Here is a 13,621-nt window from a genome sequence, read left to right on the forward strand (position 1 = left end):
AAAAGAACTAATTATCGACTTACTTCCCTTGTCTATTATAAAAAATAGGAGACTAGTACACTATTTAGATAATTATTTTATGTGTTTTGAGATTGCTTCAATAAAGATTGTCATTAAGTCTTAACAAAAAGGGGAAATATCATCCAGAAAAAGTTTTTTCATTAACCGCTGTTTTATCTATGGCCGCACTATGTTGAAATTTTAGCTTTTATTGCTTTATATAAGAACGTTCTTTCCAGTTAATTGGATATACTTTCTGGAATCGCTTAAATACTTTCCATTCCAAACGAAATACTTTCCAAAAGCGCTCTTTTACTTTCCAATACAGTCCAAATACTTTCCAAAAGCCAAATTTCCTGGAAAAACCCAAATTCCCAACAAAAAAAGACCCGAATGGAAACAGTTTGCCCCAGCAAACTGCCTGTGTCCGTGAGCAAAATCCGCTCACGGACGAAACACCCTTCTTTTTCGCACAAAAAATGTGATCTAATTTCCAATCCACTCCGTTATGTCTGTAAGAATTAAAAAATGAGGAGTGGTTTAGATGAATTGGAAAAAAGTAATGGCACCTGTATTGGGAGCCGCACTTTTAGTACCTGGCATGGGAACGGCGGCATTCGCGGATGAACTTCCGCCGACGGAAACGACGGGCGTGGAACTTCGCGCTACATTGGATTCTTTATTGTCGGAGCATTACGCGCTGGCAGTGGATTCGATGATGAAGATTTATGACGAAGACGAAGCGGCAGAAGCAGCGATGGCAGCACTTGATGCCAACACAGCAGATATGGAGCCGGTCATCGCCTCTGTTTATGGTGAAGAAGGCGGAGCCGCTTTTGTAGAGATTTTTGATAAGCACAATACAGGCACAGATGATTACGCCGCAGCTGTCAAAGCTGGCGACGAGGAGATGCAGGAGGAAGCATTGGACGAAATCCAGTCATTCGTTGATGACATGGGTGCCTTCCTTGGCACAGCAACTGAAGGCAACCTACCGGAAGACGGAGCGACTGAAGCGCTTCGCCAACACGAAGATTTTGTTCAGAACACGTTCGACCTTTACGCAGCCGGTGATTTTGAAGCCGCTTATACTTCTTACCTGGAAGGCTTCACGCAAATCTTTGGAGCAGGAAGCGCCATCAGCGGTGCGATTGCTACTCAGTTCCCTGATCAGTTTTCCGATCCGAACACGCCAGCCGGTGATTTCCGTTCGACGGTGAACCGCATTGCGGCCGAACATTTCGCTTTGGCGCAACTAAGTATGACCAAAGGCTATAACGGATCTGATGACTTTGATTTTGCCGATTGGGCACAAGATCAGAACACCGAGGAATTCCGTGCAGCACTTGCTTCTGTCTACGGTGAAGAAGCAAGCAATCAATTTGCCGAGCTGTGGAATAACGAACACATTTCCGTTCAAGGTGATTTGGCTACCGCTGCAGCAGCTGACGATCAAGCCGCTGTTGAAGAAGCTACTTCTACTTTGACCAGCACATTTGCGACTGACCTTGGCACCTTCCTGAACAGCGCAACTGAAGACCGCATGCCTTTGGATGAAACCATTGCCGGTGTACAGGCACATGAAACATCTGTTGTTGACACGTTCCAGCAATACGCAGCGGGAGATTACACAGCATCTTATGAAAGTTACCGCACAGGCTATGCGATCATGTTTGATATCGGCAAAGGATTGAGCGGCGCAGTGGTCGATCAATTCCCTGAGAACTTCGAGAACACCGCACCTGAAAAAATGCCGGCAACAGGGCTTGGCGGCACAGCTGGACAAACAAACACCATGGTTCTTTGGATTACATTGAGCCTGATGATTTTATTGGCAGCTGGCACCATCACTTATCGTCAAAGTAAAAACCAGCAATAATTGTTCAGGGAGGGCCAAGTTGGCTCTCTCTGTTCCTGATTGGGAAGGAGAGATCGCAGATGAAGCAGCTTATCACCATGGGAACAGCCATCGTTCTATGCCTGGTGCTGTTTATTATTTTAAAGCCTTTAGCCGCCAGTCCGACTGTTGAAGAACAAGCCGGAGCTGTTGAACCCGAAGAACAAAGTGAGAAAGCAGAAGCTGAGGATACAGCTTCCGGCAGTGACACAGATAAGATTGCGGAGTTTCCGATCTTTCCGGAACAGCGGGAAAAATTGGAGATGCTGCAGCGGGAACGCCAGGAAAGCATCAAAGGCATGGAACCTGCCCAGATTGAAGTTCCTTCCATCGGAGTAAAGGCAAAGATCGAAGCGACTGGCATTCTGGACAATGGCGAAATGGGTGTGCCGGAAGATGTCGATCAGGTCGGCTGGTTTGAACCTGGCTTTAAAGCCGGCGCCAAAGGCCATGCCGTGCTGGCTGGCCATGTCGACAGTTTGACGGGGCCGGCTGTCTTTTATGAATTGAAAGATGTAAAAGTTGGAGAAACCGTAATTCTGACGGATGCGGATGGACGCGAGATGGTATTTGAGGTAAAAAACCTGACCAGCTATGAAACGGACGAAGCACCGATTGAAGAGATTTTCGGCAACTCGGACAAACGGATGATCAATCTCATTACGTGTACGGGTGATTTTAACCGCGACATCGGCTCCCATGAAGAGCGCCTGGTGGTGACTGCCGAGCTGGTTTCCGATTCAAGCCTTGAAACAACTCAGCCAGCACCTCCAGAAAACGTAGTAGCTACGGCATTTAATGTTTCCTGGCATGCGGTGCGTGATGACGCCATTATCGGATACCGCATCTATGAAGAAGATATCCAGACAGGCGAAATGAAGAAAATCGAAACTGTTTCCTTGTTCGACAGAAAGAAAGTCGAACTCAAAACGGATGAGGCCAAACGCTATTTCGTCACTTCGGTTGATGTCGATTTGAACGAGTCCGAAAAAGCGCAAGCCCAGGTAAAGTAAACAACCAAATAATTGAAAGAGCACCCCTGTCCGCATGGTTTTCATTAACCTGAAACGCGGACTGAGTGTGTTCTTTTTTTGATTTGATATTAAATGGAACTTCTTGGGACTCCATTCGTATTAAAGGTATGGATACTAAAAAAGGAGGACGCTGATGGAAAAGAGACAAAAGGACCCTATGCTCTCCTTTCTTATCGGATATGCAGGTTTCTTTCTTATCGGTTTGGGCGCACTTCGATTCCTAAAAATCCAGGACAGCCCAGGGTATATTTTGACTTTCGCAGGCCTTTGGTTGATGATTATTTTTCTTGGAAATATGGAAAAGAAGCTGATTGTTAAGAAAAAGAAAGCCTTTTTGATCAGTAAGCTGATCTTAAGTGCCATCTTCTTAGCTTTAGCGGGTTGGTTTTATTTTTAACCTATTCTTTAAAAGGGGGAATTGTGATGAATGGTTTGAAGTTATCTTTTAGAAAATCAATGCTTATACTGCTTCTGGCCTGCGTTTCTCTGGCTGTCGCCGGTTGTTCGCAAAGCGGGAAAGCCCAGCAGAACAATGTTGCTGATGAAAATAAAGAAGCGATTCAGGCGGTCATCGAGAAAGAGTTTAATGGCCCTGACAAAAAGTACAGAGAATTGTGGGAAGCCGCAATGGCTTTCCAGACAGATGACATGGATGAGGAAGAATATAACGCTTTCCAGGAAACGCCTGAATACAAGGAACTGCTGAATTACATGGAAGAAACGTATGCTCCTTATTTCACTGCGAATGCATACGAAACCTTCAGCAGAACGGGTGCTTTTGCGTATAGTTTTTCTGAAAAGGACTACACACTCAACACCGATGACCTTGAAATTACACAAAGCGAAAACGAACCTACGCTTTATAATTTCACTTTCGATGTCAACTATGAAAATGAGTCCGGCGAAACCGGTGTCTACAGTTTCGAAGGCAACTCCATTGTTCCGGAAAAAGGAAAGATCGGAAAAATCCAATTCGATGACCAGGATGGGTTGAATCAAGCCATACAGGAATAAAGGCTTCAATTCGACAACATTTTAAGACCGCCAATTCAGCTGCGAATTGGCGGTCTTATCGTTTTTCTTCATGTATTTCGTTATACCAAACCAGCAGATTGACGCTTTTCCCCCACTTCTTTTTCGTGCCGGAGCAGCCATTCTTTGCGGGTCAGCGTACCGGCGTAGCCGGTCAGTTTGCCGTTCGATCCGATGATGCGGTGGCAAGGCACGACGATGGTCAGTTTGTTCTTGCTGTTGGCGTTCCCTACTGCCCTTACGGCTTTATCGCTGCCGATCGCTTTGGCGATTGCCCCGTAGGAGACGGTTTCTGCGTACGGCACGCTGGTCAAAGCAGACCAGACCCTCTGCTGGAATTCAGTGCCTGCAGAAGTGAAGGGAATGCTGAACTCTGTACGCTCTCCTTTAAAGTATTCTTCCAGCTGCCGCTGGCAATCCACGATGACCGCCGGGCTGCCCGGACCGACGGGATGTTCCATGTCGGTTTTTTCGCTGAACAGAATGGAGAGGATTGCTCTATCTGTTCCGGTGATTTCCACGATGCCGATCGGCGATTGGAATTCTGCACGATGCATTTGATTCATAATAAAGACCTCCATAGATAGAATGTGGCGTATGCCTGCCACCCTTCCCAATTTTTCGCGAGCTCCATGATTTCTACCGGTGTCGGTTTTCGGTCGAGCTGCAATTGGGCTTTCAATGCATTGTGCAAACCAACATCCGCGAGCGGAAAGGCCGACTGGCTGTGCAGGCATTTCATCATGACGTAATTGGCTGACCAGGCGCCGATGCCCCGGATTTCCAGTAACACGCGTTCCATGTCCGGTTCCTGAAGCAAGCGCTGCTTCTGCAATTCGCCCCTCGCCATCGCTTGCGCAATCCCCAAAATATACTCGGATTTTCTGACGGTCAACTGCAAGGCACGCAAATCAGCGACGTTCAGCGAGGCGATTTTCTCGGCACTTGGAAATGTCCAATAACGCTCATTTTCATAAAACAGGGATTCCCCGAAATTTTCAACGAACCGTTTCTTCAATGTGTAAGCAAATGTCAGATTGATCTGCTGGCCCATCACCGCCCAGACCAGCGCTTCAAACAAATCCGGGACGCCGATGACCCGCAAGCCGTAATGCCGCCGCACCACTCCATTCAACACTGGATCTGTTTCCGCAATGGCATAAAATCCCTGCAGGTCCGTCTGCAGATCGAACCAATCCTCGATATAGGCAGCAACCTCGTCTCTTTCCTGATAAGACGGCACGCCAAGGGGAAATTCGATTCGCAAGGCACCGGCTGCCGGCACGATGCGAAACAACACAAGCTGTCCGCCGATTTTCAACAGTTTCGTGATCCCGCTGCCATCAAGCCGGTACAAATTCTCCTGCGACGATCTGCCGAGATGAACCAGGCATTCCTCAAAATTAAAATCCGTGGGCAGTGTAATCTCTGAATACCGTTTTTCGTGCACTCTCTTCATGAAGGAACAGCCTCGCTCAGCTTACGGAACTCGCTCGGTGAATGGGCTTTGCGCTTACGGAAGATTTTATAGAAATTGGAGGGGCTTTGGAATCCCGCTTCAAAACAGACGTCCAGATTGGATAAACGGGTGTGTGTCAGCAGATGCGCTGCCTTGTCGATCCTGATTCTCTCCAGGCAGGCATGCGGTGTTTCGGCTGTTTCCTGCTTGAACACACGTTCCAGATAAGATGGACTTAGGCCGACATGAACTGCGATGTCCTGCAGGCTGATGCTGTCTTTATAACGGGCGGTCAGGTAAGCCATCACGTTGCGGACGAGTTCTTCATCCGGCGTATATTCAGTTTCAGGCCGGCATCTTTTGCAGGCGCGGAATCCTTTCGCTTCGGCTTCCGCCATGGTCGAATAAAACTCGACGTTGCTCTTTTTCGGTTTCCGCGAGCGGCAGGAAGGCCGGCAATAAATTTTGGTCGTTTTAACAGCTGTATAAAAAAGGCCGTCATACCTCCGGTCGCAGGCAATAACTTTTTCCCACATTTCATCAAAAGTAAAATAAGCTCTTTCCATTTCTATCCCTCCTCCACTTGAACTGCGTATACGATGCCTTGTCCTTTCCTCTATTATATGCCGGTACGCGACTTTCTTCAGCTTTCGGCTTTTCCTTTTCTTCATTCTATAATGCTCAGTTGCCCGATGCCTCCTCAATCTTGTCTTTATGGTCCGAAAAAAATTACAGGCGGAAGAATTTTATTTCCTGCCTCCATCTCTTATAATGGATAAGATGTCTATGAAAGAGGGATTATGCTCATGATACAAATTTTTTGGTACATATACGCTGCATTTTTGGCTACTTCCACAATCGGATTCTTCATTCACGGCGGCTATAAGAGCCCTATTTTCCTGATTGATTTGGCATTCTCCGTTATCGCCTGGGTCGGCCTGTTCGGTTTCGTGACCCATTCCCAGATTTTCACGCCATTCATCTGGCAAGTGGTTCTTGCAGCTGTGGTGTTGTGGGACTTATTGTTTTTCTTCTTTATCAAGGCTTATTTTACGGAAGCCGAACCGGAAGCCGGAAGCGCGTCCATGACCGTCATTTCGGGTGTAATGATGCTGGTTCTCCTTGGCCCACTCTATTACGCTTTATTCCAATATGCATTTTAAAGGGTTGCTCCCTTTCATGCTAAAGACCGCTGTGCTCCCATCCTACGGGGGAAACAGCGGTCTTTTTTTCAGCAGTCTTACTTTCCAGCCTCCTTTAGGTCCTCCACCGGATTGTCCAGTTGTTCAAAACCGTTGATCCGGCAGCTCACGACGTCCCCTTGTCGGATCACCACCGCACCCGGCGTTCCGGTTGAAATGATGTCGCCCGGCAACAAGGTCATGACTTGGGAATGGAATGAAATCAGGAACTGCGGCTGAAACGTCATATTCGAAACCGTATTTTCACGGTGCACGCTGCCGTTGATGATGGTCGCCACCTTCAGTTCAAGGACATCGTCCACTTCATCCGGCGTAACCAGCTGAGGACCGAAGCTGAAAAATGTATCGAAGCTTTTGGCGCGCGTTAAATAACGCGGATTTTTCTGCAGGATGTCTTCCGCCGTCATGTCGATGATTGTCGTGTAGCCTGCTACGACATCCAGCGCGTCTTCTTCCGATACATTTTTGCATGTTTTGCCGATGATGATGCCCAATTCGGATTCGGCAGTGGTTCGTTCCGACTGCATAGGCACTTGAATGGTGTCGCCCGAACCGATGATCGCCGTATCAGGTTTCATAAAGCTTGCCGGTTCGGTGTTGGGTGACACTTCGTGCAAGTCAGCGGCATGTTCCAGATAATTCAAACCAATACCCCAAATTTTCCGCGGCTGCCGATACAGCGGCGCATAAGTGACCCGATCGAACGGAACAATCAGTTCCTTAAAGGCTTCCTCTTTTATCTTCTGCTGAAATTCATCCTGATACCAATGATTCAAGGCGTCCAATTGGGTTGATTTGATCAATTCGTACAGATCGGTTGCCCATCGCTGGTTGAAGATTTCATTCAATCTTTTAAGCGGGACCACTCCAGATTCAAGCACCAACGCTGCGCTTTCCTGATTTCCCTGTCTAATGGTCGCTAAACGCATCTGTCCATTCCCCCTTAGTTTTCACTGTTCCAAAATAATGATAACAGAAAATTCACTTATTTATCTATTGAATGAAAATTTGCTGCGCCTTCCTGTTTCTAACCATAAAATAGTCAGCTTCTTCCTTTTCTGGATGGTGTACAATGAACGTCCTTAATCGTATAATAGGGGCATGAAAGCGGTGAATATACTGAATTACGCAGCCGCTAATCGGACTCGGATGAGAAGGTGCAACGATGATGAATTGGGATGAACGCAGACAAATCGTAAAGGTCGCCAACCTCTATTATTTTGATGGCCAAACCCAAGCGCAAATCGCCAGCAAGATGGGTGTTTCCCGCCCGGTGATTTCAAAATTGCTGAACAAGGCACGGGAAATGGGCATTGTGGAAATTTACATTAAAGACGAAAACGCCCATACAGTGGAACTTGAACAGCAGCTGGAGAAAGCATATGGTCTGAAGGAAGCGCTGGTTGTGCCGGCAGCCAATTTGAGCACCGACATGATCAAGCATGCACTCGGAAAAGCAGCTTCTTCTTATGTATCCAAGAACGTCGATGGCCTCCATTCGCTAGGCATTTCATGGGGCAGCACCTTGTCCAAATTTGTCCAGGAATATCCGTATGAACAGCATCGGGATTTGCAGATTGTTCCGTTAGTTGGGGGAATGGGCCGGAAATTCGTGGACATCCATTCAAATTTGCTGGCGTATCAATTGGCTCAGAAAATGAACTCTTATTGCTCCTACCTGTATGCACCCGCCATGGTGGAATCAAGTGAACTGAAAGAGCGCCTCATCCAATCGGAAGACATCGCGATGGTGCTGGAAGAAGGACGCAATGTGGACATGGCGGTTGTCGGACTTGGCAACCCTTTTGAAGGTTCGACGATGGCCGATATGAAATATCTGACTCCACAGGATTTGGAGTCATTGAAACTGGCTGGAGCTGCAGGCGATATCGGTTCGCGCTTTTATGATGCGGAAGGCAACCAGATTCAGCATCCTTTGAACGACTTGGTCATCGGCCTGGATTTGGAGGAGTTCAAAAAAATCCCGCAAGTTGTCGGCATTGTGGAAGGCGCCCATAAAGTGGAAAGCATCAGAGCCGCATTGAAAGGCGGCTATTTGGACGTGCTCGTTATCGATGACGTAACGGCAGACTTGTTGCTCCGTCCTTCAGAATAACACGATAGCTTCTATCCAAAAAACCAGTTGTTGAGATGGCTCAACAACTGGTTTTTTTAGTAGTGCACACCTTTTCCAAGCCAGGAAGCGGCAGCTTCATAAAGAGTTTCCGTCACAGTCGGATGGGCATGGATCATGGTGGCCAGTTCGTCAACCGTTCCTTCAAGGCGCATAAAGGCGGAAGGCTCCGCAATCATTTCGGTCACATGGAATCCGACCATCGAGACTCCCAGGATCTCCCCGTAGGTGGTATCCGCAATCAATTTGGTGAACCCTTCTTTTTCATCTAATGTCAACGCCTTGCCGTTGCCGGCATGATCAATCTTCACCACTTTAAACGAAATGCCTTTTTGTTCCGCTTCTTCTTCGGTCATGCCGACGCTGGCGATTTCCGGACTGGTATAGACGCAGCGCGGCACCACATGATAATCGATTGTTTCTTCCTCACCTGCCGCATTGGCTGCCGCCACCAACCCTTCCGCACTCGCTACATGTGCCAGCTGCCAGTTGCCGACTAAATCACCAGCGGCATAGACATTCGGCAAGCTGGTGGCCATGTGCTCATCCACTTTCACGAACGGCCCGTTCATCTCCAACTTCAGGGAATCGAACGCCGACAGATTCGGAGACCTGCCGACCGACAGCAGAACCATACCGGTGTCCAGTACTCCCGACTGTCCTTTTTCACTTTCAACGTGAACTGTCTGGCCGTTCTCTCCGTTCTCTCCCTGCTCCACTGCTGTCACTTTGGTCGCTGTCAGGATCGAAATCCCTTTCTTCTTCAATGATTTGGCCAATACTTTTGCAGCTTGCGGATCTTCGCTCGGAACAATGCGGCTGCCCATTTCAACGATGGTCACCGGTACGCCAAGAGCAGCAAAGATACAGGCAAATTCCACACCGATGATGCCGCCGCCCACGATGACCAGCGATTCCGGCAGCTCCGTAATGCCAAAAATCGTATCACTGGTATGAAACCGCCCTTCTTCCAGACCCGGAATGGGCGGAACAATCGGCTTCGAACCGGTCGCTAAAATAAGTTTGTCGCCTTTGATCGTTTCCTCGCTGCCGTTTTGGTCCACCCGAACGATTCCATCCGGCTCCACTTCCCCATAACCGTTCAGCACATCGATTTTTCCCTGTTTCATCAAATGACCAATGCCGTTCCGTAATGTTTGGATAACCTGGTCCTTGCGCTCCATCATTTTGGACAACGCCACCTTTACAGGTCCCGTCTCAATGCCCCAGCTTTTGGCTTTCTCGATGCTGTCGATGACTTCGGCATGCCGCAGCAGAGTCTTGGAAGGAATACAGCCGCGGTTCAGGCAGGTCCCGCCAAGTTCCCGCGCTTCCACCAACGCCACAGTTTTGCCGAGCTTCGCGGCTCTGATGGCAGCCACATATCCGGACGGCCCGCCTCCGATGACCACCACTTCATAAGTCTTCAATAGGATCTACCCCTTATATGAGTAATTCAAATGGATGTTCGAGCAGTGACTTCAACTCCGTCAAAAAAGCCGCAGCCGGGGCACCATCGATGACGCGATGATCAAAGGACAACCCGACTCCCATCATCGGCCTCAACACAATCTGTCCTTCCACACCGACCGGTTTTTCATTGATTCGTCCAATTCCAAGAATCGCCGATTCCGGCTGGTTGATGACCGGGTTGAACGTATCAACCGCGTACATGCCGAGGTTGCTGATGGTAAAAGTGCCTCCTGACAGTTGATCCGGTTTCAGTTTGTTGCCTTTCGCTGCCTGTCCTGCTGTTTTGCAGGCTATCGTTAATTCAGCCAGGCCTTTTTGGTCGGCATCTCTGATCACTGGAACCATCAAGCCATCTTCAAGCGCTACAGCCAGTCCAATATTGATGGATGCATGATGAACGATTTCGTTGCCTTCCAATGAAATATTGATGTTCGGATGGCGCTTCAAGGCATGGGCAACCGCCTTCAAAATGATTTCTGTGTAACTGATGCGGTAACCGGTCTGCTTTTCAATCGGATCCAGCAATTGTTTGCGCAGCGCGACCGCTTCAGCCATGTCAATTTCACTGTTGAGTGTGACATGCGGTGCGGTCGTCTTGCTGTGGAGCATCCGGTCCGCTACGGCTTTCCGGATTCCAACCATTTTCACACGCTTAACCGGTGCAGCTTGAGAGGCAGTTGCCGGTTGTTTGGCTTTTTCTACATCTGCCCGATAAACCTTGCCTTGCGGACCGCTGCCTGTAACGTCCTGCAGGTCTACGCCTTGAGCGCTCGCTACTTTTTCAGCAAGCGGCGTAACACTGCGGGAAGCGGTGGCGGTGGCGGCAAATTTTTCAACATCTGCCTGGTGAATCCGCCCTTTCGGACCTGATCCTTCGATTTCTGTGAGTCGGACATCGTTGTCCCGGGCAATTCTTCTGGCAGCCGGCGTTGCCCGGACTTTTTCCGGCTGTTCAGAGGGTTGCCCTGGTGATGCGGCTTCTGTTTGCTGTTGTTCAGGCGATTCTGTCGGTTCTACAGCGGCTGGTTTGCTGCTGACACCGGATTCTCCCGGCGGCGAATCGGGAACTTCCTCTCCTTCGTCCCCAATATAGCCGACGACATGGTTGATCGGTACTTCATCGTCTTCCTCAAAATAGCGTTTCAGCAGAATCCCTTCTTCGTAGGACTCGACTTCGATGTTGATCTTATCGGTCATGATCTCAAACAGCGGTTCCCCCACTTCGACCGGGTCCCCTTCTTCTTTGAACCATTGAAGCAATGTGCCGACCTGCATGGTACTGCTCAGCTTCGGCATGAAAATTTCTTTAGCCATCATTTCTCCTCCCTACAGGCGGTTTAGCGTTTCTTTGGCTGCTGCAACGATATCGTCCATTCCCGGAACCGCCGCTTTTTCCAGCTCTGGATTATAAGGGATCGGAACCGCTTTGCCGCCAAGCCGTTTGATGGGCGCATCCAAATAGTCGAAGGCTTCACTTTCCGCAATCAAGCTGGCGATTTCTCCTCCAAAACCGCCGCGCTTCACCGCTTCATGGACCACGACCAGGCGCCCGGTCTTTTTGACGGACTCGACGATGGTGTCGATATCAAGCGGCACCAATGTTCGTGGGTCGACCACTTCGGCAGAAATCCCTTCTTTTTCAAGCTCTTCCGCTGCTTCGAGCGCCCGATGGACCATGATGGCTGTAGCGACGATCGTTACATCCGTCCCTTCCCTTTTGACGTCGGCCTGCCCCAAAGGAATCGAATAGGCTTCTTCGGGAACCTCGGATTTCGTCCGGTAGCATAATTTATGTTCATAGAAGATGACCGGGTTGTCGTCATCAATCGCCGCCTTCAGCAATCCCTTGGCATCATAGGCCGTAGAAGGCTGGACCACTTTAAGCCCAGGAATATGCGCCATCCACGCTTCCAGGCTTTGTGAATGCTGCGCTGCGGCACCCGTTCCGGAACCGGCAGGCGTGCGGAGCACCATGGGCACTTTCCCTTTCCCGCCATACATATACCGGATCTTTGCCGCCTGGTTGACCATATTGTCCATGGCAATGGTGATGAAATCGGAAAACTGCAATTCCAGAATCGGCCGCATCCCCGTCAAAGCCGCTCCGACTGCAGTACCTGAGATGGCCGCTTCTGAAATGGGGGTGTTGCGGATCCGCTCCGGACCGAACTCTTCAATCATTCCGCGCGTCACACCGAAGGCCCCGCCGTAAACACCAATATCTTCCCCGAGCACAAAGACATCTTCGTTGTCACGCATTTCCTGGCTCATGGCTTCTCTTACCGCTTCTAAATATGTCAGCTCTCTCATGCCTCGATTCTCCTTTGCTCCGCCTTATGCGTAAATGTCTTCCAATAATGCATCCAACTCGGGTTCCGGACTGTTTTTCGCAAATTCAACGGATTCCTCAATTTCTTTTTTCGCTTCCGCTTTGATTCCATCCGCTTCCTGCTGCGTGAAAATCCCTTCTTCAATCAGCACTTCCGCCATCAGCTTGATCGGATCCCGCAACAGCCATTCCTTTTCTTCCTCACGCGTCCGGTACTTTTTGGCGTCGCTCTTCGAATGTCCCTTGGAACGGTAAGTCTTGGCTTCGATAATGGAAGGGCCTTCCCCGTTGCGCGCACGTTCCACTGCTTCACCGACTCCGTTCATGACATCGAATACATCGTTGCCATCGACCACTTTCCCCGGGATGCCGTAGCTTGCCGCCCGTGCGGCGATGTCTTCGATGTTGATCATCTCCCGTACCGGCCCCGACATGCCGTATTGATTGTTTTCACAAATAAAGACGACCGGCAATTTCCAGATGGACGCCAGATTGATTGCTTCATGGAAGCTGCCTTCATTCGATGCTCCGTCTCCAAAGAAGCACAAGACGACATAACCTGCTTTCTTCATCTGTGAAGTCAGCGCCGCTCCAGCCGCAATCGCAAAGCCGCCGCCGACAATTCCGTTGGCCCCCAAATTGCCTTTGTCGACATCCGCGATATGCATCGATCCGCCTTTTCCTTTGCAGTAGCCGGTGGTCCGTCCGAACAGTTCGGCCATCATGCCATTGACCGTCGCTCCTTTGGCAATGCAATGGCCGTGTCCCCGGTGCGTGCTGGTGATTTTGTCCTGATCTTCGAGAACCGCTATGGAACCGACTGCTGAGGCTTCCTGTCCAACACTCAAATGAGTGGTTCCATGAATCATCCCTTTGGCAAAAAATTCGTCCACTTTTTCTTCAAAAAAACGGATCAACCACATCTGCTTGTACAAACCCGTCAGTTCCTCTGTCTTCACTTGAGGCGGCAATTTCAGTTTCTGCGTCATCTGTCTTCCTCCTTTTGCATGGCTGAACGGATGAGATCCGCTTTCTGCTCCCGTTAGCTGAAAGAACCAGCC

Annotated in this window: 14 protein-coding genes; 6 read left to right on the forward strand and 8 right to left on the reverse strand. The window is 49.3% G+C overall.

The window, feature by feature from the left end; genetic code table 11:
• Positions 1–544: 544 nt before the first annotated feature.
• The 4 genes from IRE19_RS09865 (at position 545) to IRE19_RS09880 (ending at position 3,945) form a co-directional block, all read left to right on the forward strand.
• Positions 545–1,879: a hypothetical protein gene (locus IRE19_RS09865; protein WP_203340251.1), complete on the forward strand. Its 1,335-nt coding sequence runs from the start codon at positions 545–547 to the stop codon at positions 1,877–1,879.
• A gap of 59 nt (positions 1,880–1,938) precedes the next feature.
• The gene (locus tag IRE19_RS09870; RefSeq protein ID WP_191714699.1) at positions 1,939–2,910 is read left to right on the forward strand and encodes a class F sortase; all 972 of its coding nucleotides are present in this window, start codon (positions 1,939–1,941) and stop codon (positions 2,908–2,910) included.
• Between the two features lie 154 nt (positions 2,911–3,064).
• Complete coding sequence (locus IRE19_RS09875; RefSeq protein ID WP_191714698.1) at positions 3,065–3,328, forward strand: hypothetical protein; 264 nt, start codon at positions 3,065–3,067, stop codon at positions 3,326–3,328.
• A 26-nt stretch (positions 3,329–3,354) separates the two neighbouring features.
• The gene (locus tag IRE19_RS09880) at positions 3,355–3,945 is read left to right on the forward strand and encodes a hypothetical protein (protein WP_191714697.1); all 591 of its coding nucleotides are present in this window, start codon (positions 3,355–3,357) and stop codon (positions 3,943–3,945) included.
• Positions 3,946–4,025: 80 nt separating this feature from the next.
• On the opposite strand, the gene IRE19_RS09885 is transcribed toward IRE19_RS09880, so the two are convergent.
• The 3 genes from IRE19_RS09885 to IRE19_RS09895 are packed head-to-tail and all read right to left on the reverse strand — an operon-like array spanning position 4,026 to position 5,988.
• The gene (locus tag IRE19_RS09885) at positions 4,026–4,529 is read right to left on the reverse strand and encodes a methylated-DNA--[protein]-cysteine S-methyltransferase (RefSeq protein WP_203340252.1); all 504 of its coding nucleotides are present in this window, start codon (positions 4,527–4,529) and stop codon (positions 4,026–4,028) included.
• The gene (locus IRE19_RS09890) at positions 4,526–5,422 is read right to left on the reverse strand and encodes a DNA-3-methyladenine glycosylase family protein (protein ID WP_203340253.1); all 897 of its coding nucleotides are present in this window, start codon (positions 5,420–5,422) and stop codon (positions 4,526–4,528) included. Before IRE19_RS09890 ends, IRE19_RS09885 begins: the two co-directional genes overlap by 4 nt.
• Complete coding sequence (locus IRE19_RS09895) at positions 5,419–5,988, reverse strand: bifunctional transcriptional activator/DNA repair enzyme AdaA (RefSeq protein WP_203340254.1); 570 nt, start codon at positions 5,986–5,988, stop codon at positions 5,419–5,421. Before IRE19_RS09895 ends, IRE19_RS09890 begins: the two co-directional genes overlap by 4 nt.
• 240 nt (positions 5,989–6,228) lie before the next feature.
• On the opposite strand from IRE19_RS09895, the gene IRE19_RS09900 reads away from it, so the two are divergent.
• Positions 6,229–6,585 (forward strand): hypothetical protein, encoded by a 357-nt coding sequence (locus IRE19_RS09900; protein WP_203340255.1) that lies wholly within the window; start codon positions 6,229–6,231, stop codon positions 6,583–6,585.
• Between the two features lie 77 nt (positions 6,586–6,662).
• Here IRE19_RS09900 and IRE19_RS09905 read toward each other — a convergent pair whose 3' ends face one another.
• Complete coding sequence (locus IRE19_RS09905) at positions 6,663–7,553, reverse strand: fumarylacetoacetate hydrolase family protein (protein ID WP_203340256.1); 891 nt, start codon at positions 7,551–7,553, stop codon at positions 6,663–6,665.
• Between the two features lie 236 nt (positions 7,554–7,789).
• Here IRE19_RS09905 and IRE19_RS09910 point away from each other — a divergent pair, with 236 nt between their 5' ends.
• A complete protein-coding gene (locus IRE19_RS09910) occupies positions 7,790–8,740 on the forward strand; it encodes a sugar-binding transcriptional regulator (RefSeq protein WP_203340257.1) in 951 nt (316 codons plus the stop codon).
• A 56-nt stretch (positions 8,741–8,796) separates the two neighbouring features.
• Here the strand turns inward: IRE19_RS09910 and lpdA are convergent, their stop codons facing one another.
• Genes lpdA through IRE19_RS09930 form a run of 4 tightly spaced genes read right to left on the reverse strand, consistent with a single transcriptional unit; the run spans position 8,797 to position 13,549 of the window.
• Positions 8,797–10,188 (reverse strand): dihydrolipoyl dehydrogenase, encoded by a 1,392-nt coding sequence (lpdA, locus tag IRE19_RS09915; RefSeq protein ID WP_203340258.1) that lies wholly within the window; start codon positions 10,186–10,188, stop codon positions 8,797–8,799.
• Between the two features lie 13 nt (positions 10,189–10,201).
• On the reverse strand, positions 10,202–11,545 hold the full coding sequence (locus IRE19_RS09920; protein WP_203340259.1) for a dihydrolipoamide acetyltransferase family protein: 1,344 nt from the start codon (positions 11,543–11,545) through the stop codon (positions 10,202–10,204).
• Positions 11,546–11,557: 12 nt separating this feature from the next.
• Positions 11,558–12,541, reverse strand: a complete 984-nt coding sequence (locus tag IRE19_RS09925) for an alpha-ketoacid dehydrogenase subunit beta (RefSeq protein WP_203340260.1) — start codon at positions 12,539–12,541, stop codon at positions 11,558–11,560.
• 24 nt (positions 12,542–12,565) lie between these two features.
• Complete coding sequence (locus IRE19_RS09930) at positions 12,566–13,549, reverse strand: thiamine pyrophosphate-dependent dehydrogenase E1 component subunit alpha (RefSeq protein ID WP_203340261.1); 984 nt, start codon at positions 13,547–13,549, stop codon at positions 12,566–12,568.
• Between the last annotated feature and the right edge of the window lie 72 nt (positions 13,550–13,621).

The organism is Planococcus beijingensis (genome assembly GCF_016820615.1).
In the GTDB taxonomy this organism is placed as follows: Bacteria; Bacillota; Bacilli; order Bacillales_A; family Planococcaceae; genus Planococcus; species Planococcus notacanthi.

Bases quoted from the DNA above. Each gene is read 5' to 3' on its own strand.
- IRE19_RS09895 (WP_203340254.1), bottom strand. From the start codon at position 5,988: ATGGAAAGAGCTTATTTTACTTTTGATGAAATGTGGGAAAAAGTTATT.
- IRE19_RS09885 (WP_203340252.1), bottom strand. From the start codon at position 4,529: ATGAATCAAATGCATCGTGCAGAATTCCAATCGCCGATCGGCATCGTG.
- IRE19_RS09905 (WP_203340256.1), bottom strand. From the start codon at position 7,553: ATGCGTTTAGCGACCATTAGACAGGGAAATCAGGAAAGCGCAGCGTTG.
- IRE19_RS09925 (WP_203340260.1), bottom strand. From the start codon at position 12,541: ATGAGAGAGCTGACATATTTAGAAGCGGTAAGAGAAGCCATGAGCCAG.
- IRE19_RS09875 (WP_191714698.1), top strand. From the start codon at position 3,065: ATGGAAAAGAGACAAAAGGACCCTATGCTCTCCTTTCTTATCGGATAT.
- IRE19_RS09910 (WP_203340257.1), top strand. From the start codon at position 7,790: ATGATGAATTGGGATGAACGCAGACAAATCGTAAAGGTCGCCAACCTC.
- IRE19_RS09920 (WP_203340259.1), bottom strand. From the start codon at position 11,545: ATGGCTAAAGAAATTTTCATGCCGAAGCTGAGCAGTACCATGCAGGTC.
- IRE19_RS09900 (WP_203340255.1), top strand. From the start codon at position 6,229: ATGATACAAATTTTTTGGTACATATACGCTGCATTTTTGGCTACTTCC.
- IRE19_RS09870 (WP_191714699.1), top strand. From the start codon at position 1,939: ATGAAGCAGCTTATCACCATGGGAACAGCCATCGTTCTATGCCTGGTG.
- IRE19_RS09930 (WP_203340261.1), bottom strand. From the start codon at position 13,549: ATGACGCAGAAACTGAAATTGCCGCCTCAAGTGAAGACAGAGGAACTG.
- IRE19_RS09865 (WP_203340251.1), top strand. From the start codon at position 545: ATGAATTGGAAAAAAGTAATGGCACCTGTATTGGGAGCCGCACTTTTA.
- IRE19_RS09890 (WP_203340253.1), bottom strand. From the start codon at position 5,422: ATGAAGAGAGTGCACGAAAAACGGTATTCAGAGATTACACTGCCCACG.
- IRE19_RS09880 (WP_191714697.1), top strand. From the start codon at position 3,355: ATGAATGGTTTGAAGTTATCTTTTAGAAAATCAATGCTTATACTGCTT.